Origin of the sequence: Pseudomonas sp. NPDC087626 (genome assembly GCF_044743405.1) — a bacterium.
Lineage (GTDB): Bacteria > Pseudomonadota > Gammaproteobacteria > Pseudomonadales > Pseudomonadaceae > Aquipseudomonas.
The window spans coordinates 14,099-33,444 of the sequence record NZ_JBIUWJ010000050.1 but is presented as its reverse complement, the minus strand read 5'-3'; the positions used below and the strand labels follow the sequence as shown (position 1 = coordinate 33,444).

The 19,346-nt window shown below is 62.8% G+C and carries 14 protein-coding genes; 8 read left to right on the top strand and 6 right to left on the bottom strand.

From position 1 onward, the window contains the following. Positions 1–233: 233 nt before the first annotated feature. Positions 234–869, bottom strand: a complete 636-nt coding sequence (locus tag ACIOVD_RS26815; protein WP_159996831.1) for a response regulator transcription factor — start codon at positions 867–869, stop codon at positions 234–236. A 4-nt stretch (positions 870–873) separates the two neighbouring features. Then, entirely contained in the window at positions 874–3,150 is a 2,277-nt protein-coding gene (locus ACIOVD_RS26810; protein WP_401131164.1) for a PAS domain S-box protein, read from the bottom strand. Between the two features lie 206 nt (positions 3,151–3,356). On the opposite strand from ACIOVD_RS26810, the gene ACIOVD_RS26805 reads away from it, so the two are divergent. Both ACIOVD_RS26805 and ACIOVD_RS26800 read left to right on the top strand, forming a co-directional pair. Continuing rightward, on the top strand, positions 3,357–4,979 hold the full coding sequence (locus tag ACIOVD_RS26805; RefSeq protein WP_095171790.1) for an acyl-CoA synthetase: 1,623 nt from the start codon (positions 3,357–3,359) through the stop codon (positions 4,977–4,979). 76 nt (positions 4,980–5,055) lie between these two features. After that, entirely contained in the window at positions 5,056–6,828 is a 1,773-nt protein-coding gene (locus ACIOVD_RS26800) for an acyl-CoA dehydrogenase C-terminal domain-containing protein (RefSeq protein ID WP_401131162.1), read from the top strand. A 75-nt stretch (positions 6,829–6,903) separates the two neighbouring features. Here ACIOVD_RS26800 and ACIOVD_RS26795 read toward each other — a convergent pair whose 3' ends face one another. Next, positions 6,904–7,749 carry an SDR family NAD(P)-dependent oxidoreductase gene (locus tag ACIOVD_RS26795; protein ID WP_401131160.1) on the bottom strand — a complete coding sequence of 282 codons (846 nt, stop codon included), beginning with the start codon at positions 7,747–7,749 and terminating at the stop codon, positions 6,904–6,906. A 113-nt stretch (positions 7,750–7,862) separates the two neighbouring features. Here ACIOVD_RS26795 and ACIOVD_RS26790 point away from each other — a divergent pair, with 113 nt between their 5' ends. Continuing rightward, positions 7,863–8,081 carry a DUF2970 domain-containing protein gene (locus ACIOVD_RS26790; RefSeq protein WP_095171787.1) on the top strand — a complete coding sequence of 73 codons (219 nt, stop codon included), beginning with the start codon at positions 7,863–7,865 and terminating at the stop codon, positions 8,079–8,081. A gap of 8 nt (positions 8,082–8,089) precedes the next feature. Here ACIOVD_RS26790 and ACIOVD_RS26785 read toward each other — a convergent pair whose 3' ends face one another. After that, a complete protein-coding gene (locus tag ACIOVD_RS26785) occupies positions 8,090–9,175 on the bottom strand; it encodes an ABC transporter substrate-binding protein (RefSeq protein WP_320332572.1) in 1,086 nt (361 codons plus the stop codon). A gap of 521 nt (positions 9,176–9,696) precedes the next feature. On the opposite strand from ACIOVD_RS26785, the gene ACIOVD_RS26780 reads away from it, so the two are divergent. Together ACIOVD_RS26780 and ACIOVD_RS26775 are read left to right on the top strand one after the other, a co-directional pair. Next, a complete protein-coding gene (locus ACIOVD_RS26780; protein ID WP_095171784.1) occupies positions 9,697–11,355 on the top strand; it encodes a nitrite/sulfite reductase in 1,659 nt (552 codons plus the stop codon). Beyond that, a complete protein-coding gene (locus ACIOVD_RS26775) occupies positions 11,339–11,833 on the top strand; it encodes a DUF934 domain-containing protein (protein ID WP_095171782.1) in 495 nt (164 codons plus the stop codon). The genes ACIOVD_RS26780 and ACIOVD_RS26775 overlap by 17 nt, the downstream gene beginning before the upstream one ends. A 27-nt stretch (positions 11,834–11,860) precedes the next feature. On the opposite strand, the gene ACIOVD_RS26770 is transcribed toward ACIOVD_RS26775, so the two are convergent. Beyond that, on the bottom strand, positions 11,861–15,763 hold the full coding sequence (locus ACIOVD_RS26770; protein WP_401131157.1) for a dermonecrotic toxin domain-containing protein: 3,903 nt from the start codon (positions 15,761–15,763) through the stop codon (positions 11,861–11,863). A 222-nt stretch (positions 15,764–15,985) separates the two neighbouring features. Continuing rightward, positions 15,986–17,008 carry a protease SohB gene (gene sohB / locus ACIOVD_RS26765; protein WP_095171778.1) on the bottom strand — a complete coding sequence of 341 codons (1,023 nt, stop codon included), beginning with the start codon at positions 17,006–17,008 and terminating at the stop codon, positions 15,986–15,988. A 205-nt stretch (positions 17,009–17,213) separates the two neighbouring features. Between sohB and ACIOVD_RS26760 the strand changes: the two genes are divergently transcribed. The 3 genes from ACIOVD_RS26760 to ACIOVD_RS26750 all read left to right on the top strand — a co-directional run bounded on the left by ACIOVD_RS26760 (position 17,214) and on the right by ACIOVD_RS26750 (position 19,297). Beyond that, the gene (locus tag ACIOVD_RS26760) at positions 17,214–17,924 is read left to right on the top strand and encodes a histidine phosphatase family protein (protein WP_401131155.1); all 711 of its coding nucleotides are present in this window, start codon (positions 17,214–17,216) and stop codon (positions 17,922–17,924) included. A 51-nt stretch (positions 17,925–17,975) separates the two neighbouring features. Next, entirely contained in the window at positions 17,976–18,290 is a 315-nt protein-coding gene (locus ACIOVD_RS26755; protein ID WP_095171774.1) for an SCP2 sterol-binding domain-containing protein, read from the top strand. A 143-nt stretch (positions 18,291–18,433) separates the two neighbouring features. Next, complete coding sequence (locus tag ACIOVD_RS26750) at positions 18,434–19,297, top strand: LysR family transcriptional regulator (protein WP_159996843.1); 864 nt, start codon at positions 18,434–18,436, stop codon at positions 19,295–19,297. Positions 19,298–19,346: the final 49 nt, after the last annotated feature.

Sequence of the window (19,346 nt, the reverse complement as noted above, 5' to 3'; positions counted from 1 at the left end):
GTGCGGCGAAGCCGCATGCATCGAGAGGAGGTGCAGCGAAGCAAACCGTAGGCGATGCCCCCTGATGGATACCGTAGCGAAGGGACCCCGAGCCTTGGCGAGGGGCCGAACGCTGGGGCAAGACTTTTTGGGTACTTTTGTGTCGTTTGACAAAAGTGCCTCGCCGTAAGGGCGAAACCCTAAGTAGCCGTTACCGCAGCAACGGATACACCCACCCTCCCCCCCAAAAAAAATCACCGCAACCGCAGCGGATCAACCAACCCCGCAGCAATAGCCATCCCCACCAAATCCGGCAAAGTCTGCGCCAACATCCGCTTCATCACCCGCGAACGATACAAGTCGACAGTCTTGGCACTCACCCCCAATTGCTCGGCAATCTCTCGGGTGGTGTAACCCTGTACCAAAGGCAACAACACATCGCGCTCCCGTGGGGTCAACGTCTGCAGGCGCGCCTGCAAGGCCTGGTGCCCCTGGTTGCCGGAGCGGCCAGCGGCGCCATTGCTCAGCGCCTGTTGCACACTGTCCAGCAGCAACTGCTCGTTGTAGGGCTTTTCGATGAAGTCATGGGCCCCGGCCTTGAAGGCGCGCACCACAATCGGCACATCGGCGTGGCCGCTGACAAAAATGATCGGCAGGTTCAGCTCGCGCTGGCGCATTTCCTCCTGCACGTTCAAGCCACCCATGCCGGGCATGCGCACATCAAGCAAGACGCAGGCATCGAGGCTGGCATCGCAGGCATTGAGAAACTCGACCCCACTGGTAAACGGCAAGGCCTTGAGCCCCACCGATTCGAGCAGCCAGACCGTTGAGTCGAGCATGCCCTGGTCATCGTCGACCACATACACCACGTGTTCTGTCGCACCCGCCATTACGTTATTCCTGAGGTTGTCTGGTTGGGCCGGCCAGCGGCAAGCGGCAGCTCATCAGCAAGCCGACGGCCTGGCGCCGAGCCTCAAGCTCGCCACCAAAACCTTCGATGATGCTGCGACTCATGGACAGGCCGAGGCCCAGCCCGTCGGCCTTGCTGGTGTAGAACGGAGTGAACATCTGCGCCAGTTGCGACTCGCTGACACCCGGCCCCTGGTCATGCACCGTGATCTCGACGTTGCCCGCACTACCCTGCTGCGCCGCCATCAGGATCAGCGAAGGCTGGCCGGGATGGCGCTCGCGGTTGGCATCGATGGCATTGCGCAACAGATTGAGCAACACCTGTTCGAGCAACACCCGGTCGGCATACACGGGCGGCAGATTATCCGGCAGGCGATCCTCGATTGTCACTTGCCAATTGCTCGCCTCCCAGGCGCACAAACGCACGGCGCCGCGGGCCACCTCGGCAAAATCCAGGGCCTGCATGCGCCGCTGACCCTTGCGCAGGAATGCCCGCAGGCGGCTGATCACCTGCGAGGCGTGGGTGGCGTGATGGGTGATGCGTTGCAGGCCCTGGGCGACTTTTTCCGCGGCCTGCGGATTGCTCTCCAGGCTCTGCAAATAGCGCTGGCTGGCATTGGCATAATTGACCACCGCCGCCAGCGGTTGATTGATCTCGTGGGCAATCCCGGAGGCCAGTTCGCCCAGCGTCACCACCCGCGCAGTGTGCGCCAGTTCGTCCTGATGGCGACGCTGCTGGGCTTCGCGCAATTCCCGTTCGGTCATGTCCCGCGCCACCAGCGAGTAGTAACGCTCGCCCCCGGCCGAACGGTGGGCCAGCAGCACCAGCGACACTGGCACCGAACTGGCGCCAGCCAAGGGTTGCAGGCGCGCGTCGCCGCTCCACACGCCATCGCGCTCAGCGCTGCTCCAGCCGTCACGCTGCAATCGCGCCAGGTCGTCACTGGCAAACAGCGCGGCCAGCTCCGGCAACGGTTGTCCGTCGGCGATCCCGAGCAGGCGCCGGGCCGCCGGATTGAGGTAGGTCACCTGGCCCTGCGGGTCGATGAACAACACCGGATCGGTATTGACCTCGACCACCTCGGCCAGGCGCCGCTTGTTCTCCTCGGCCTGGACCCGGGCGGTGATGTCCCGGGACACGCTGACCACCTCGACCACCGCCCCAGTGTAGGTTTCACGGATCGCCCGGCTCGCGGTTTCGAACCACAGGTAATGGCCGTCACAGTGGCGGATGCGGTAAGTCATGGTGTGATAACCGTCTTGCTCCAGCGCATCCCGCGCCCGCTGCACCAGGCTGTGCAGGTCATGTTCATGGAACAGGCTGCGGGCCAGGCGCCCACGCAATTGCTCCGGCCAGTAGCCCAACAGGGTCCAGGACGCCGGCGAGGCGTCGAGAAAGCGCCCGTCCGGGGTGTGCCGGGATATCAGGTCGGTGGTGTTCTCGATGATCAAGCGATAAAGCCGACGGGCCGTGGCCGCTTCGCGTGCGGCCAGCACCTGGGTGGTGGCGTCGCGACAACGGGCGAGCACCCGCTCATCCTGTGGGTCGGGGATAAAAGTCCAGATCAGGATCTGTGCCTGGCACTGGGCCTCGACCCCGTCGATGGCGCGTTGCTGCTCCAGGCAAGCGCGCACCAGTTCGCGATGATTGACTGGCAACAAACCCGGCACCTCAGCCAGCGGCTTGTCCCCGAGCAAGGCCAACAGCGCGGCGTTGCATTCCAGCGTCCGGCCCTGGGCATCGAGCAGCAGGCTCGGTTGCGGATCGTGACCCAACAGCGGTGACGCGCGCAACGTGCCATTGGCGCTGTGCAGCAGGGTCGTCAACAGGTCATGGACCCAGCCCAGCCAATCGAGGCTGACACCCTCGCACACTTCAATCAGCAACAGCCCCGGCTGCCCTGCCTGCAAAGCCAGCTCGAACACTTGGCCATGGCGAATGGCGGCCCGGCGCAGGCGTCCGGCCAGCCAGCAATCGAGCTGGCGCACCTGGGCCAGGTCCAGGCGCCCCACTTGCTGCAGTTGATCGAGCAATCGCTGATCGCTGGCCAGCGCCGGATCGCCCTGCCCCGGCGGAAAATGCCGGGCAGCACCGGCATGGCTATAAAGGCGCGCCTGCGGTTGCCAGCGCAAATAAAACGCCCGGCGCACTTCGGGGCAGTCCTGCAATGCACGGCACAAGGCGTCGGCCCGCGTTGCCAGGGGCACGCCTTCGCGCTGCAGGCGCAACCAGCTGTGCAATCGAACGGGAACGTGGGTCATTGCAGGTCTACTTCATCCGGGGCGCCCAGCATATACCGGCCATGGCTTTGGATGAAACAAGTATAGTACATATACTATAGTGCTTAGGTTTAACTTCCATATAGATCGACGAATGTTATATAAAGTCTACCGGACCCAAGAGACGATCCCGGCCACCGCGCCCAGGGTCGTCCGTAGAGCTAACAATCAGCCACCGAGAATCCGTCATGTCGATTTATGAACAAGGGCTCAGCCCTGTCCCGGTCAATCACATCGCCTTGTCGCCCCTGAGTTTCATCGAGCGCACTGCCAGCATCTACCCCCACTACCCCGCTGTGATCCACGGCTCGCTGCGCCGTACCTGGAAGCAGACCTACGATCGTTGCCGCTGCCTGGCTTCGGCTCTGGCCGGGCGCGGAATAGGCCAGGGCGATACGGTGGCGGTGATGCTGCCGAACATTCCCGAGATGCTCGAAGTGCATTTCGGCGTGCCGATGATTGGCGCCGTGCTCAACCCGCTCAACGTGCGCCTGGATGCCGAAGCCATCGCCTTCATGCTCCAGCATGGCGAAGCCCGTGTACTGATCACCGACCGTGAATTCCACGGGGTGATCCACGCGGCGCTGGGGATGCTCGATCACCCGCCGCTGGTGATCGATGTCAACGATCCGGAGTACGGCGAAGGCGAGGCTGTCAGCGAGCTGGACTATGAAGCGCTGCTAGCCGAAGGCGACCCGGACTTTGCCTGGCAGTGGCCGGCGGACGAATGGCAGGCCATTTCGCTGAACTACACCTCCGGCACCACCGGCAATCCCAAGGGCGTGGTGTACCACCATCGAGGGGCTTACCTGAACTCCCTGGGCAACCAGATGACCTGGTCCATCGGCAACCACCCGGTGTACCTCTGGACCCTGCCGATGTTCCATTGCAACGGTTGGTGCTATCCCTGGACCATCACCGCACTGGCCGGTGTGCATGTGTTCCTGCGCCGGGTCGATCCGCAGCGCATCCTCAACCTGATCCGCGAGCACCAGGTCACGCACCTGTGCGGCGCGCCCATCGTGCTCAACGCGTTGGTCAACATGCCAGAGTCGGCGAAGGCGGCCATCGATCACCCGGTCAACGCCATGGTCGCGGGTGCCGCACCGCCGGCCAAGGTGATTGGCGCCGTGGAAGAAATGGGCATCAAGGTCACTCATGTCTATGGCCTGACCGAAACCTATGGCCCGGTGACGCTGTGCGCCTGGCACGCCGAATGGGACGAACTGGCCCTGGATGAACGGGCCCAGATCAAGTCCCGCCAGGGGGTGCGTTACCCGACGCTGGAGGGCGTGATGGTCGGCGACTCGCGGACCCTGGCGCCCACTCCGCGCGACGGCCAGACCATCGGCGAAGTCTTCATGCGCGGCAACACCGTGATGAAGGGCTACCTGAAGAACCCTACCGCCACCGCCGAGGCGTTCGCGGGCGGCTGGTTCCACACTGGCGACCTGGCGGTGTGTCATCCGGACGGCTACATCGAGATCAAGGACCGGCTCAAGGACATCATCATTTCCGGCGGCGAGAACATTTCCACCATCGAACTCGAAGGTGTGTTGTATCGCCACCCCGGCGTGCTGGAAGCGGCGGTGGTCGCCCGTCCCGATGAGAAGTGGGGAGAAACCCCCTGCGCCTTTATCACCCTGAAGGCCGATCACCAGGACGTCAGCGAGGCCGACATCATCGCTTTCTGCCGCGACCACCTGGCCGGCTTCAAGGTGCCGCGCAGCGTGGTCTTCACCCTGCTGCCGAAGACCTCCACCGGCAAGATCCAGAAGTACCTCCTGCGCGAGCGGGCCCAGGCCCTGTAAACCAGGCGTGTGGTCCAACCGTCCGGCGGCGGGGTGTAGACCTCGCCGTGCCCACAGTCCCATTGAGGTTCACGTAATGCCCGAATTCAACGCCCCGTTGCGCGACATGCGCTTTGTCCTGCATGAAGTGTTCGACGCCCAGGCCTTGTGGGCGCGCCTGCCGGCTTTGGCCGAGACGGTCGACGCCGCCACCGCCGATGCAATTCTCGAGGAGGCCGCCAAAGTCACCGGCCAACTGATCGCCCCACTGAATCGCAGTGGCGACGAACAGGGTGCCCAGTGGCACGAGGGCCTGGTCAGCACTCCCGAGGGTTTCCAGCAGGCCTATGCCACCTACATCGAAGGCGGCTGGGTCGGCCTGTCCGGCAATCCCGATTTCGGCGGCATGGGCATGCCCAAGATGCTCGCCGTGCAGTTCGAGGAAATGCTCTACGCTGCCAACTCAAGCTTCGCCCTGTACAGCGCCCTGAGTTCCGGAGCCTGCCTGGCCCTGGACGCCCACGCCAGCGACGCCCTCAAACGCCTCTACCTGCCGCCCATGTATGAAGGCCGCTGGGCCGGCTCCATGTGCCTGACCGAAGCCCATGCCGGCACCGACCTGGGGATTGTCCGCAGCCGCGCCGAACCCCAGGCCGATGGCAGCTATCGGATCAGCGGCAGCAAGATCTTCATCACCGGAGGCGACCAGGACCTGACCGAAAATATCATCCACCTGGTCCTGGCCAAGCTGCCGGATGCGCCGCACGGTCCCAAGGGTCTCTCGCTGTTTGTGGTGCCCAAGGTGCTGGTCAACCCGGACGGTTCCCTCGGCGCGGCCAACGCGGTGAGCTGTGGTTCGATCGAACACAAGATGGGTATCAAGGCCTCGGCCACCTGCGTGATCAACTTCGACGGCGCCAGCGCCTGGCTGGTGGGCGAAGCCAACAAGGGGTTGGCGGCGATGTTCACCATGATGAACTACGAGCGCCTGTCCGTCGGCATCCAGGGCATCGGCTGCGCCGCAGCCTCGTACCAGAACGCCGTGGCCTACGCCCGTGACCGCCTGCAGGGTCGGGCAGCCAACGGGGCCAGTGCTCCGGCGCAGGTCGCCGATCCGATCATCGTCCACCCCGATGTGCGGCGCATGCTGCTGAGCATCAAGGCCATGACCGAGGGCGGCCGGGCGTTCGCCAGTTACGTCGGGCAACAGCTGGACCTGGCGAAGTTCTCCCCCGACCCTGCCGAGCAGGACCGCGCCCAGGCCCTGGTGGCCCTGCTGACACCAGTGGCCAAGGCGTTCTTCACCGACACCGGCCTGGAAAGCTGCATCCACGGCCAGCAAGTGTTCGGCGGCCATGGCTACATCCGGGAGTGGGGCCAGGAGCAACTGGTGCGAGACGTGCGCATCGCGCAGATCTACGAAGGCACCAATGGCATCCAGGCCCTGGACCTGCTGGGGCGCAAGGTGCTGGCTGACGGCGGCGTGACGTTGCGCCTGTTCACCGGGGAAATCCACCAGTTCGCCCAACAACCGGATGCGCCCTACCGCACGCAATTGATCGAGGCGGTGCAACGCCTGGAAGACCTCAGCGACTGGCTGGAAGACCAGGCCGCGAACAATCGCAACGAAATCGGCGCGGCCTCGGTGGAGTACCTGCACCTGTTCGGCTATGTCGCCTACGCCTGGCTCTGGGCACGCATGGCCCAGGTGGCGAAACACAAGCTGCAGGACGACCCCGGGTTCTACGGCGCAAAACTGGCCACCGCCAAGTTCTACATGCAGCGCCTGCTGCCACGGGTGTTGGGCCTGGAGCAAGCGATTCGTGCTGGCAGCCAGCCGTTGTTCGACCTCAGCGCCGAACAGTTCTGAGGCCCCTTCCGCCCTCGCGAGGGCGGGGCATTGGGTGCCCGTCTCCACGGCGGGCGCCTGACGTTGCGCACACCCTTAGCCTTCCCTGATCTGCCCCCACAACTGCGCTACCTCTTCGGCACTCTCAGCCTCGACCCGGGCCAGGTCGCGGGGATAGCTGACGTGCGGGTTCTCATTGAAGCGGGTGGCGGTGAATTGGCCGTTGCTGGCTCGCAAGACATAGCCGCTGTCCTGGCACTGCGCCGAAGCCAGGTAGATCACCCCGGGCACCACCCATTGGGGCTTGAGTTCGTCAGGCTCTTGGGTGACACCCCACATCCGGGTCTTGGCCACCGGTGAGACGGCGTTGACCAGGATGCCGTCGGCTGCGCCCTCCATGCTCAAGGCATTCATCAGGCCCAACTGGGCCATTTTCCCTGCGGCGTAGGCCGCCAGGCCCGACTGGGCATAGACCTGGTACATGGCGCGGTCGGAGGTGGTCAGCACCACCCGCGGTGCAGCTGACTGCCTGAGGTGTTTCCAGGCGTGCTTGCACAGCCAGATGGGGGCGTAGACGTTGATCTCCAACGCCCGCTGGATGAACCCAGGGTCGCTGTCCTCGATAGCCTGGTAGCCGACCCAGCCGGCGTTATGGATCAGGATATCCAATTGACCGAAGGCCTCGATGGCGCTGTTCACCAGGTGTTCGCAGCCCTGTTGCGAGGCCAGGTCGCCGGCGTGGCCGATGACACTCAGACCCTGCTCTTGAAGCGCCCGGGCAGCGTCCAGGGCGATCGAGCCGTCGCTGCCGGCGCCGACACTGTCAGCCCCGACATCACTGATCACCACGTTGGCGCCACGCCGCGCCAGCTCCTCTGCATAGCACCAGCCCAGGCCTCGGCCGGCGCCAGTGACAATTGCGGTGGTTCCTTTAAATTGCATGGTCTTTCTCCTGATAGACCACGCCACCCTACCCTCTACCGGAGCGACCTGGCCACCCCGCTCCCGGGAAGTTTGACTATGCTTGGCTGACACCCACCGGTGACGAGGGATTTATGGACGATCCAATCGACAACAAGCCCCCCAGCTTCTGGCAGATGCTCCACAGCGTGATGGCGGCGGCCTTTGGCGTACAAAGCGGGAAGAACCGCGCCCGCGACTTTACCCACGGCAAGCCGAGTCATTTTGTGCTGCTGGGGATCATATTCACGGCGGTGTTTGCCCTGACCCTGTTTGCCATCGTCAAGCTGGTGGTGCATCTGGCCGGGGTCTAGCGAGCGGCTCAGCGCATCAGGGTCTGCAGGCTGAACGGATAGCGGTAACTGGTTGGACGGCCCTTGGCCGACAGGCTGCGGAAATTCACTCCGTAGCCCTGGCTGTCGCGCAGCGCCAGCATGCGCCGGGCCTGGTTGCGGTCGATCAGTTGCAACAGCGGTATTTGCCGGTCGCGCCCGCCGTACTGTTCGACGGCCACGCCCTGGTCATAGTCATGCAACTGCACCAGGGCCCAGCCGCCGAGGCTGAAATGGCCGCCCACCAACACGCTCAAGCGCCCGTCCAGCAACGCCTGCAACGCCGCCGGCGAGGTATTCACCGCGCTGAACAAGACGCCCTTGCCCGGTTGCCCACCGACCTCCTCGTAAGCCTGCATGGCGCCGAAGGCCATCTCGTCATTGGCGGCCCAGACCAGCGATACCCCAGGGTAACGCTTGAACAGTTGTGCCGCCTGCTCATGGGCGCGCTCGCGCTTCCAGGCGCCATAGACCATCTGTCGCAATTGCACCTCGGGATGCTCACGCAGCGCACGTTGCATGCCTTTCTCGCGCAACTGCGCGGACGGGGTGATCTTCAGCCCGGAAAACGCCAGCAACTCCAGCTTCTGGCCGGGGGCGACGGGCGGATGTTGGCGGATCAGTTCCTTGAGCATCAGGTAGCCGCCCTCCTCGTCGTTGGGCACCAGGCTACCGAGCCAGTCGGGGTATTTTTCCCGCGCGTCACCGAGCAACGCCAGTTGGTCGGCGGTCAGGGCATTGTTGACCATGAACAGCTTGACCCCGCTACCCTGGGACAGGCGCAGGATTTCTGGGGCGACATACTGTTCGTTGACGAACACCAGGTAATCCGGGCGGTTGGGCCCCAGCAGCACTTCGCGTGCCTGCTCGATGGTGGATTGCGCCACGCGCTCGGAATAACGGACCTGCAGGTCCATGCCCAGGTCGCGAGCGGCCGCCTGCATGAATTGGCTGTAGCTGACCCAGAACACTTCCATGGTAGTTCCCGGATTGAGGAATACCACCGACGCCGCTTGCGCGCCGGGTCCGAAGACCGCGCAAAGCGTCAGTAAAATCCCCCACACGAACCTGAACATTAAACAACCGAGCCCCGAAAATTAGCCGCGCATTATAGCCGGCCACTGGCTGGCACATTGCGGTTAATTAACGTGTCGTCCGACAATCAGCGGATCAGGGCCCGGCCACGCGGGTTTACTGATGGCTGACCCAGTACACGGCAGTGCCCACTACCAGGATGATCAGGAACAGAATCGCCCACGCATCGACGCTGCTATCGCTTTTGCCTGCTTTGGTCGGATTGCTCATTGCATCGCCTCTTGTCGGTTTTATCGGTGATTGCATGAAGACTCGATCACAGTTAAGTCGAGGATTGCCCATACGACAAATAAGGGTAAGACAATAATCAGTCTCATTAGTCGATTTGGTTCTTTCCATATACTCAAACATCACTTTTGCGCATAAACGCAAACTGGTATCTTGCCCCGGCTCCGTGGGGAGTGCGCGGCCGTGCGCGCAGAATTGCCAAGGCATTTTCGGAACTCAGCGAGCGAGAAACGCCGCGATTTTCGAGGGGCCCAAGCCTGAGAACAGGACTTATATGTACGTATACGACGAGTACGATCAGCGGATCATCGAGGACCGCGTCAAGCAGTTCCGTGATCAGACCCGACGCTATCTGGCAGGCGAGCTGAGCGAAGAAGAATTCCGCCCCCTGCGCCTGCAAAATGGCCTTTATATCCAGCGCTTCGCCCCGATGCTGCGGGTTGCCGTGCCTTATGGCCAACTGACTTCGCGGCAGACGCGAATGATGGCCAAGATCGCTCGCGACTACGACAAGGGTTATGCCCACATCAGTACCCGGCAGAACGTGCAGTTCAACTGGCCGGCACTGGAAGACATTCCAGACATTCTGGCTGAGCTGGCCACCGTGCAGATGCACGCCATCCAGACCAGCGGCAACTGCCTGCGCAACGTCACCACCGACCAGTTTGCCGGCGTGGCCTCCGACGAGTTGATCGATCCGCGCCCGTGGTGCGAGATCGTCCGCCAGTGGACCACCTTCCACCCGGAATTCGCCTACCTGCCGCGCAAGTTCAAGATCGCGATCAACGGTTCGACTTCCGACCGCGCCGCCATCGAAGTCCATGACATTGGCCTGGAGCCGGTGCACAACGCCGCAGGCGAACTGGGTTTCCGCGTGCTGGTTGGCGGCGGCCTCGGGCGTACGCCAGTGGTGGGTGCGTTCATCAATGAATTCCTGCCGTGGCAAGACCTGTTGAGCTACCTCGACGCCATCCTGCGTGTGTACAACCGCTATGGCCGTCGCGACAACAAGTACAAGGCGCGGATCAAGATCCTGGTCAAGGCCCTGACGCCGGAAGTCTTCGCCCAGAAAGTCGACGCGGAAATGGAGCACCTGCGCGGTGGCCAGACCACCCTGACCGAAGCCGAAGTGCAGCGTGTCGCCAAGCATTTCGTCGACCCGGACTACAAGGCCCTGGACAACCAGAGCGCCGAACTGGCCGAACTCGACCAGCAACACCCAGGCTTCGCTCGCTGGCGCACCCGCAACACCCTGGCCCACAAGAAGCCGGGTTATGTTGCCGTGACCCTGTCGCTCAAGCCTACCGGCGTTGCCCCGGGCGACCTGACCGACAAACAGCTGGACGCAGTGGCCGACCTGGCCGATCGCTTCAGCTTTGGTCAACTGCGCACCTCCCACGAGCAGAACATCATTCTCGCCGACGTCGAGCAGAGCCAATTGTTCACCCTGTGGGGCGAGTTGCGCGAGCAAGGATTTGCCACGCCGAACATCGGCCTGCTGACTGACATCATCTGCTGCCCGGGGGGTGACTTCTGCTCCCTGGCAAACGCCAAGTCGATCCCGATTGCCGAATCGATCCAGCGTCGCTTCGATGACCTGGACTACCTGTTCGACATCGGTGAACTGGACCTGAACATCTCCGGCTGCATGAACGCCTGTGGTCACCACCACGTCGGCCACATCGGCATCCTCGGGGTGGACAAGAAAGGTGAAGAGTTCTACCAGGTGTCCCTGGGTGGCAGCGCCAGCCGCGACGCCAGTCTGGGCAAGATCCTCGGCCCGTCCTTCGCCCAGGACGCCATGCCGGACGTGATCTCGAAGCTGATCGATGTGTACGTGGAACAACGTACCGAAGACGAGCGCTTCATCGACACCTATCAACGTATCGGCATCGACCTCTTCAAGGAACGCGTCTATGCAGCGAATCATTAAGAACAACGAGGTCATCGACGAAACCTGGCACTTGCTGCCCAAGGATTTCAACATCGATGAGATCAGCAACTGCGACGACTACATCGTGCCGTTGCAACTGTGGCGCGAACACGGGCGCATGCTCCTGGCCCGTGATGGCGGCCTGGGCGTGTGGCTGGACGCCGATGAAGAAGCCGAGGAAATCGGTGACGACGTGGATAAATTCCAGGTCATCGCCCTCAATTTCCCGGCGTTCACCGACGGCCGCAACTACTCCAACGCCCGTTTGCTGCGCGACCGCTACGGCTTCAAAGGCGAGCTGCGGGCGATTGGCGACATCCTGCGCGACCAGTTGTTCTACCTGCGCCGCTGCGGGTTTGACGCCTACGCCTTGCGTGCCGACAAAGACCCGTACGAAGCGCTGGAAAGCCTCAAGGACTTCTCGGTGACCTACCAGGCCGCCACTGACGAACCGCTGCCGCTGTTCCGTCGTCGCTGATCGTCACGCCTTGGACCCACCCCGGGTTCAAGGCGCTTCCCCAATTCGAGGCAGATCCTGCCCCGCCATCGAAATCGGCCGTCCCAGGGCTACCCAGTCACGGTACAGCCGGGCGCGGTCTTCCAGCACAGCGAACAACCTGAACGGGTTTTGCGAATCCCCCGGCGTCGATTCGATAAGCCGGCCTAACCAGCCCCACAACTCCTCACTGGCATCGACCTCGACCAACAGTTGCCAGACCCCCGCCTGCAACGCCAGATAGTCAACCTGGAAGTCCGCACTCAGGCTCAGCCCATCGATTACCCGGAGCAGCGCCGTGCCCGAGGGCCGCACGGACAGACGCTGCCAGACCGACTGACGAGCCTGCTGCAGCGCCGGGTCGCCTTCCGCCAGCCAAGGCTGGGCGCTGCCATACCCTTCGCCCGGCTGGCTCAGCCAGAGATTGATGCCGGTACGTTCGCGGTGTTCGACCAGGCGCAGCAGGGTGTCCTCATCCGTCAGTGGATTGCCCCACAACCCCAGCCGATCACGGGATACCGCCTGGTTGAGGATCGCCTGGGGAACGCGGCTGATCTGGTTGTCCCGCAGGTCCAGTGACGTCAGGTAGGGTTGCTCGGCGACACCCACCGGGCACCGGCTGATGCCCGTGCCCTGCAGGTTCAGCACCTGCAGTTCATTGAGCCCCATTACCAGCGGCGGAACGCCCAGGGGGTTGTCACTCAGGTCCAGCTTCTGCAACTGCTTCAGGCCACTCAACTGGCCAGCACTGCGCTCATCGAACACCAGGAAGGTCGAGCGCAGATTGAGGTTCTGCAAGCCCTTCATGTCGAGGATCGCGGCAGGCAATCTGCCTTGCAGGTCATCCTCGGTGGCCAGCAGACGCAGATCCACACGTTCCAGATTCAGTCTGTGCAAATTCGGCATGCTGCGCAGAAAGATGTTCAGGCTGTCGCGCTCCACCAGGTGAATATCGCGCATGGACAATTCGCGCACTGCGCTGAACCGTACATCGAGGTCCGGCAGGCGGTGGAACTCCTCGAAATCCATGCTGATCGAGAAACCGTTTATGGCATCGCCGCTGTACAGGCAACCGGGGGCCGGCGTGCGCTGCTGCCAGATCGCAATCAGGTCTTGGGCCAGCTCCTTGCGCGCTTCACGCTCATGACCAACATCGGCTTGCAGTATCTCCAGGTTATGGGCATGCACCTGAGCCTGGTTCATCCCGCCTGCTTCGGGATCACCGACGGCGAGAAAACCGTGCTGCATGTCGCCGATGTCCTGCACGGTCTGGTCGAGCCACAGGTTGAGTTGCGCCAGCAGTTGCTGGAACTGGTTGTGCAGCCTGTCGAGGCAGGCGGCCGCTCCTGCCCCTTCGCGTTGCAGCAGCTCATCGACCTGGGCATCGGTGAAATCGGGGTATAGGTCGCGGACCTGCAGGCGCATGGTTTCGCGGGTCAGCGCACTGCCCTGGAGAGTCGTGGGAAAACCGCCGCCTGCCAGCCCCTGAGGCTCGAACGGCAAGCCCAGATCCATCCGGCCCAGGCCATGCATGAGTTCGGAGCGCGACAACGCCTGGTCCGCAAGACATCGGCGCAACTGTGCGGCCTGGTCCGCTCCGTGCAAACCCAAGGCTGCACGCTGCTCTTTGTCCAACTGCGCAAGCAGCCCGCCATACAGGTCGATTGCAGCCTCGGCGTTGGCGGCCACATCGGACGGCTGATATCCCGCGCCGACCCGGATCAAGCGCCGACAATCGGCGCCATCGGTAGGACCGATATGATCCAGCACAGCCCCACTGATCGAGCCGTCCAGCACCTCGATCCGCATACCCTTCGGCCAGCCGGGCAGGCGCCCGAGGGTATGCAGGGCCAGGGTGTCCGACTCCGGGTTGCTCATCGCCCGCAGGTACAGCCCTTCATACGCTCGATTCAAGCGCACGTGCTGCTGATATTGACGGGCCTTGGCGTCGAGCCGCTTGAGAACCTGGCGGCAGGCGGCCGGATCGAGATCCTGGGCGAGGTCAACGCCCACGCGGTCGAGCATCTGCTCCACAACGGCTTTCGGCAGGCCGGGATACTGGCGTTGCAACAGGCGCACCCACTCATTCTCCGAGTGCTGGAGTGCCAGGTAGCGGCGATTGAACAGCTCGCTACGCGCAGCGGGATCGGCAACGCCGGCCAGTTCCTGGTCGAGCCGGAAACGGCTGAGGGTATCGGCCAGCAACGGCGTCGGTGGCCGGCGACCGGCCTGCATCAGACGCAGCATGTCGTCCTCGACCGCACTGACTTTGCCGATCTGCTGCAACAGTTCATCACTGAAAGTCGCCACCGGCGCACCCAGCCCACGCAACAGGGTCAGGCGCGTGGCCGGGCCTGGTGATGGGACGGCTGTAGAGAGTTCAGGAGAGTCGAGGCTGCCGTCGGGGTCCTTCAGGGCCTCAGCAGCGGGCGACTGTTCCAATGCGCCAGCCTCGCCGCGCAACACCGCACCGGCCCGCAACAATGGCAGGGCATTGAGCAAGCCAAACACCAGGCGTGTCACACCGTTGGCCTGCGTCTGCGCATCACTGCCATTGACGGCCTGGTCCAGGCCATATCCGGCATCGATGATCCCGGCCAGCGCCAACAGGCCTTCACCGCCGGGGACAAACAAGGCCAAGGGGGCATAGCGGTTGATCCATTGCACCATGGGTTCGACCAACGCATTGAGGTTATCGCGATTGACCTGAGCGTCATCGCGGATGCTTTCAACGCTGGCACGGGCCGCCCGCTTCATGCTCAGGACCAACTGTGCGCACGGGTCGGTCGCCCTGGGCGCTACGTCCAGATGGACATAGTTGGCGGCATCCCAGTACCCATCATCATTAAAAAACCCATGGCCCGGCTGCAGATGGTGCTGCCTGGGATAGATCGCCATGCCCTCCAGGGCAGTTACGACCCCGGCATGGAGGGTTCCATCGACACGGTCGTCTTCGGCAAAGTGCGCAGCCAGTGCGGTTTTTTTGTCGGCATCCCTGGCCTGCTCCACGATCCAGGCACAGAGCGCACGGGTATCGGCAAACTCATGCAAGGGTGAGGAGTTGCCGGGGATGTAGAGCACGACGCTCGGGTCGCCGGGACGAGAAAAACTCCAGATATCCGTGGCGCTGTAGCGATAGATCACCAGGCGCGCGACTTCGACCTGGCGCGAGCTGCGGCTCGGTGCCTGCAACTGCTCGAGCGTCACCTGCGCCCAAGGCTGCTGCGGCGCCAGGCCGGCCACTTGCAGGACGATGGCCAAACCCTGTTCGCTCAGGCTGTGCTCCTGGCGCTGCAAGTACGCCGCCATGACCAGGGCCGTCTTGACCGAGGTGCGCAGCGGGTAGGCTGGCGCTGCAATGATGACCTCATCGGTGGGCCAGGCCTGGTCCAGATAGTCACTGTAGCGGTCCTTCAACTCCAGCTCCCAGACCCAGCGCTTGAAATCCACAGGGCGGATTTTCAGCTGGGTTGAAGGGTCGTAGGTCTGCGGATCAGCCTGACGGTAGATGCCTTCATAGGTGTCATGGTTGCCACTGCCGACATAGGCAAACTCATCGACCTTGGCGACGATTTGCACAGCTGGGCCGATATCGGGTGGCGTATACAAACCGAACGCCGTTTCGCCAAAACGCCCGTCACCGACGGTTTGATAATTGTCCACCAGGAGCTGGGTCAGACTCCGGGTGCTCGCCACCCGCCCCTGCTCGACACCCGCCTGGGCTGGATGGCCGTGAAAGTTGTAGTTGAGCGTGACCAGTTGCGCGGTCTCGGGATCAAGGTCATGACCCCATTTGGCTTGAATCAGTTGGTTGGCGAACTGCGCGGGCGATAACGGCAGGACGGTATCGACTGTTGCCTTGAGGTCTTCGCGCGAAAGCGCCAAGGGCAAAGGGTGTTGAGGTTGATTCATTGGGCAGTTCCATTGCGGTGGGTGGGGAACCCCCAGCCTAAGCGATCGAACTGCTGGATCCGCGCCGGAAAAATCGCCAACTGGCGGCGAAATCCCGACACATGAAGTCAGTTATTCATCTATGACAAAAAAGCCCCGAAACAAGGATCGCTACTTGTATTCAGGGCTTGGAAAAAACCTGTAGGAGTTCCCCCCTACATGACGACACAGATCCCTGGTTAGTTACCAGAACCGTTGTTGGGTCAAGCGGCTCCACCAGGTCAACAACAGGCGATCCACCGAACCACTGGCAGCCAACCCGACCCGCTCCTGCAAACTCTTGCGCTCGGCATAGTGCAGGTGGAACAACTCGGCACCCTTGGCGCGTTCGGCCAGGTATTCGTCGCTGGTCTTGAGTTCATCCACCAGTTGTTTGTCCAGCGCGGCGATACCCAGCCAAACTTCCCCGGTGGCCACTTCATCGATGGCCAGTTGCGGGCGATAACGGGCGACGAAGTTCTTGAACAGTTCATGGGTCACATCCAGGTCTTCCTGGAACTTCTCCCGGCCCTTCTCGGTGTTTTCACCAAACACCGTCAGGGTGCGTTTGTATTCGCCAGCGGTCAGCACTTCAAAGTCGATGTCGTGTTTTTTCAGCAACCGATTGACGTTGGGCAACTGCGCCACCACGCCGATCGAGCCGAGGATGGCAAAGGGCGCGCTGATAATCTTCTCGCCAATGCACGCCATCATGTAGCCGCCGCTGGCGGCAACCTTGTCGATGCACACGGTCAGTGGCACGCCGGCCTGGCGAATCCGCGCCAGTTGCGAGGAGGCCAGCCCGTAGCTATGCACCATGCCACCGCCGCTTTCCAGGCGCAGGACCACTTCGTCCTTGGGCGTGGCCAGGGACAGCAGCGCGGTGATTTCGTGGCGCAGGCTCTCAGTGGCCGAGGCCTTGATGTCGCCGTCGAAGTCGAGGACGAACACCCGCGGCTTGGCCTCAGGCTTTTTCTTGTGCTTCTTCTCGGACTTGGCTTCGGATTTGCGCAGGGCCTTGAGCTGGTCCTTGTCGAGCAAGGTCTGCTCCAGGCGCTCGCGCAGCCCCTTGTAGAAATCGTTGAGTTTGCTGACCTGCAACTGGCCCGCTGATTTACGCCGGCCCTTGCTGCGCAGCGCGGCAAAGCTGGCCAGGACCACCAGGATGGCGATCACCAGGGTAACGGTTTTAGCCAGAAAACTTGCGTACTCGGCAAAAAACTCCACATGGACTCCTTAACGACGGTGCGCCGCTCGATACGCGGGCGCGGATAGCTCCAGCATACCCATGCGACCGCGTTGCGGCCAGCCGTGAAACCTGATGCGAGGGACCTCCAACGAGCATTTCAAACAAGCGTATGTTTTTTCATTGACAGCTCACCGGCATCCTCATAACCTCGCAAAACCTTCAACGTACCGGGATGACGCGGACGTGGGCAGCATCTACTTGATTCGACATGGCCAGGCCTCCTTCGGTGCAGACGACTACGACGTGTTGTCGCCGACCGGGGTGCGCCAGGCAGAAATCCTCGGCAGCCACCTGGCTGAGCTGGGGCTGAGCTTCGATCGCTGCCTGGCCGGCGACCTGCGCCGCCAGCAACACACCGCCACCAGCGCGCTGGCGCAGTTCGCCGCCGTTGGCCTGCCGGTGCCGACCCTGGAGACCGACTCGGCCTTCAATGAGTTCGACGCCGACGCGGTGATCCGTGCGCTGCTCCCGGACCTGCTGCCCGAAGAACCCGAGGCCCTGCACATCCTGCGCAACGCGACGCACAACCGCGGCGAGTTCCAGCGCATCTTCGCCCTGATCATCGAGCGCTGGCTGGCCGGCACCTACGACCCGCCCGGCCTGGAAAGCTGGCTCGGGTTTGTCGAACGGGTGCAGGCCGGCCTGCAACGCATACTGGAACAGGCCGACAACACCCAGAAGATCGCCGTGTTCACCTCCGGCGGCACCATTACCGCCCTGCTCCACCTGATTACGCTGATGCCAGCCAAACAGGCTTTCGAGCTGAACTGGCAAATCGTCAACACCTCGCTCAACCACTTGAAGTTCCGTGGTCGCGAGGTGGCCCTGGCTTCTTTCAACAGTCATGCCCACCTGCAACTGTTGAAGGCACCGGAACTCATCACTTTCCGATGAACCCCGGATTACTGTGACCCTTGCTGTAACACCCCATAAAAGGATCGAACCATGACCTCCGTAGCTGACGCCGTACAAGCAATGCAAGCCAAGTTCAACCCAGCCGCCGCTGCCGGCCTGGACCTGGTGTTCGGTTTCCGTATCGACGAAGACAAGAACTTCTCGCTGGTTGTCAAAGACAGCACCTGCGAACTGAAAGAAGGCGAGAACCCGGACGCCCAAGTGACCCTGGTCATGGACAGCGAAACCCTGCAAGGCATCGTCAGCGGCGAAACCGATGGCATGCAAGCGTTCATGGGCGGCAAACTGCGCGCTGAAGGCGACATGATGCTGGCGATGAAACTGTCCGAGTTGTTCCCGGCCTAAGCCAGCGGCCTCCCCTGTGGAGGCCCGGCCAAGCTGCAGACGAATCCCGCCGCCAAGGCGGGATTCGTCGTTTCAGGCCCCCGACGGGCCTTCAGTGCCCGCTTGCTCTACACTGCGGGGCCCTTTACGTCAGCGACCGGCCCATGGACATCGATCTCGCCCGTACCTTCCTGGAAATCGTGCGTTGCGGCAGCCTGGCCGCGGCCGCGGAAAAACTCCACGTCACCCAGACCGCGATCACCGCGCGGGTACAAAAACTCGAGAGCCAACTGGCCGCCACCCTGTTCGTGCGCAACCGTGCCGGCGCCCGCCTGACGGCCGACGGTGAGGCCTTTGTGGTGTATGCCAATCAGCTGGTGCAGACCTGGGAAGCGGCCCGCCGCGACTTGCCCCTGCCGGACGGCTACCGCAATGTGCTGCACATCGGTGGCGAGGTCAGCCTGTGCAATCCGTTGATGCTCAGTTGGGCCCGGGACATTCGCGCCAACATTCCGGCCTACGCCCTGCGCACGGAAATCGGCAACGGCGAAGCCCTGCTGCGGCAGTTGGAAATGGGCGTGCTGGACGCCGCCCTGGTGTTTCAACCCGAATACTGGCCGCGGCTGCAGGTCGAGCAACTGCTCGAGGAAAAGCTGATCCTGGTACGACTGCCCTCGCAACCCGAACCCTATGTGTACATCGACTGGGGCAGCGACTTTCGCCGTCAGCACGACTCTGCGCTGCCGGACAAGGCCAAGGCCGTGCTGAGTTTCAACCTCGGGCCGCTGGCGTTGCAGTACATTCTGCAGAACGGTGGCGCCGGTTACTTCCGGACCCGGGTGGTGCAGTCCTATCTGGACAGCGGGGTGCTGGAGCGGGTGCCCAAGGCGCCGGAGTTCAGCTACCCGACGTTCCTGGTGTATTCGCGCGATCGTGATTCCCAGGTACTGCAGCAGGCGTTCGAGCTACTGCGCCAACTGGTCCAGCGGGAAAGCGACTGGTCACAGCGCTGGGACCCGCTGCTCTGAAGACATTCAGCACCTGGATCACCGGCTATTACGCAGATCCATTGGCCGG

What these genes read in the sequence shown, in the direction of transcription:
- ACIOVD_RS26810 (WP_401131164.1), bottom strand. Translation starts at nt 3,150, where the DNA reads ATGACCCACGTTCCCGTTCGATTGCACAGCTGGTTGCGCCTGCAGCGC.
- ACIOVD_RS26750 (WP_159996843.1), top strand. Translation starts at nt 18,434, where the DNA reads ATGGACATCGATCTCGCCCGTACCTTCCTGGAAATCGTGCGTTGCGGC.
- ACIOVD_RS26775 (WP_095171782.1), top strand. Translation starts at nt 11,339, where the DNA reads ATGCAGCGAATCATTAAGAACAACGAGGTCATCGACGAAACCTGGCAC.
- ACIOVD_RS26795 (WP_401131160.1), bottom strand. Translation starts at nt 7,749, where the DNA reads ATGCAATTTAAAGGAACCACCGCAATTGTCACTGGCGCCGGCCGAGGC.
- ACIOVD_RS26770 (WP_401131157.1), bottom strand. Translation starts at nt 15,763, where the DNA reads ATGAATCAACCTCAACACCCTTTGCCCTTGGCGCTTTCGCGCGAAGAC.
- ACIOVD_RS26815 (WP_159996831.1), bottom strand. Translation starts at nt 869, where the DNA reads ATGGCGGGTGCGACAGAACACGTGGTGTATGTGGTCGACGATGACCAG.
- ACIOVD_RS26755 (WP_095171774.1), top strand. Translation starts at nt 17,976, where the DNA reads ATGACCTCCGTAGCTGACGCCGTACAAGCAATGCAAGCCAAGTTCAAC.
- ACIOVD_RS26785 (WP_320332572.1), bottom strand. Translation starts at nt 9,175, where the DNA reads ATGTTCAGGTTCGTGTGGGGGATTTTACTGACGCTTTGCGCGGTCTTC.
- ACIOVD_RS26780 (WP_095171784.1), top strand. Translation starts at nt 9,697, where the DNA reads ATGTACGTATACGACGAGTACGATCAGCGGATCATCGAGGACCGCGTC.
- ACIOVD_RS26800 (WP_401131162.1), top strand. Translation starts at nt 5,056, where the DNA reads ATGCCCGAATTCAACGCCCCGTTGCGCGACATGCGCTTTGTCCTGCAT.
- ACIOVD_RS26790 (WP_095171787.1), top strand. Translation starts at nt 7,863, where the DNA reads ATGGACGATCCAATCGACAACAAGCCCCCCAGCTTCTGGCAGATGCTC.
- ACIOVD_RS26805 (WP_095171790.1), top strand. Translation starts at nt 3,357, where the DNA reads ATGTCGATTTATGAACAAGGGCTCAGCCCTGTCCCGGTCAATCACATC.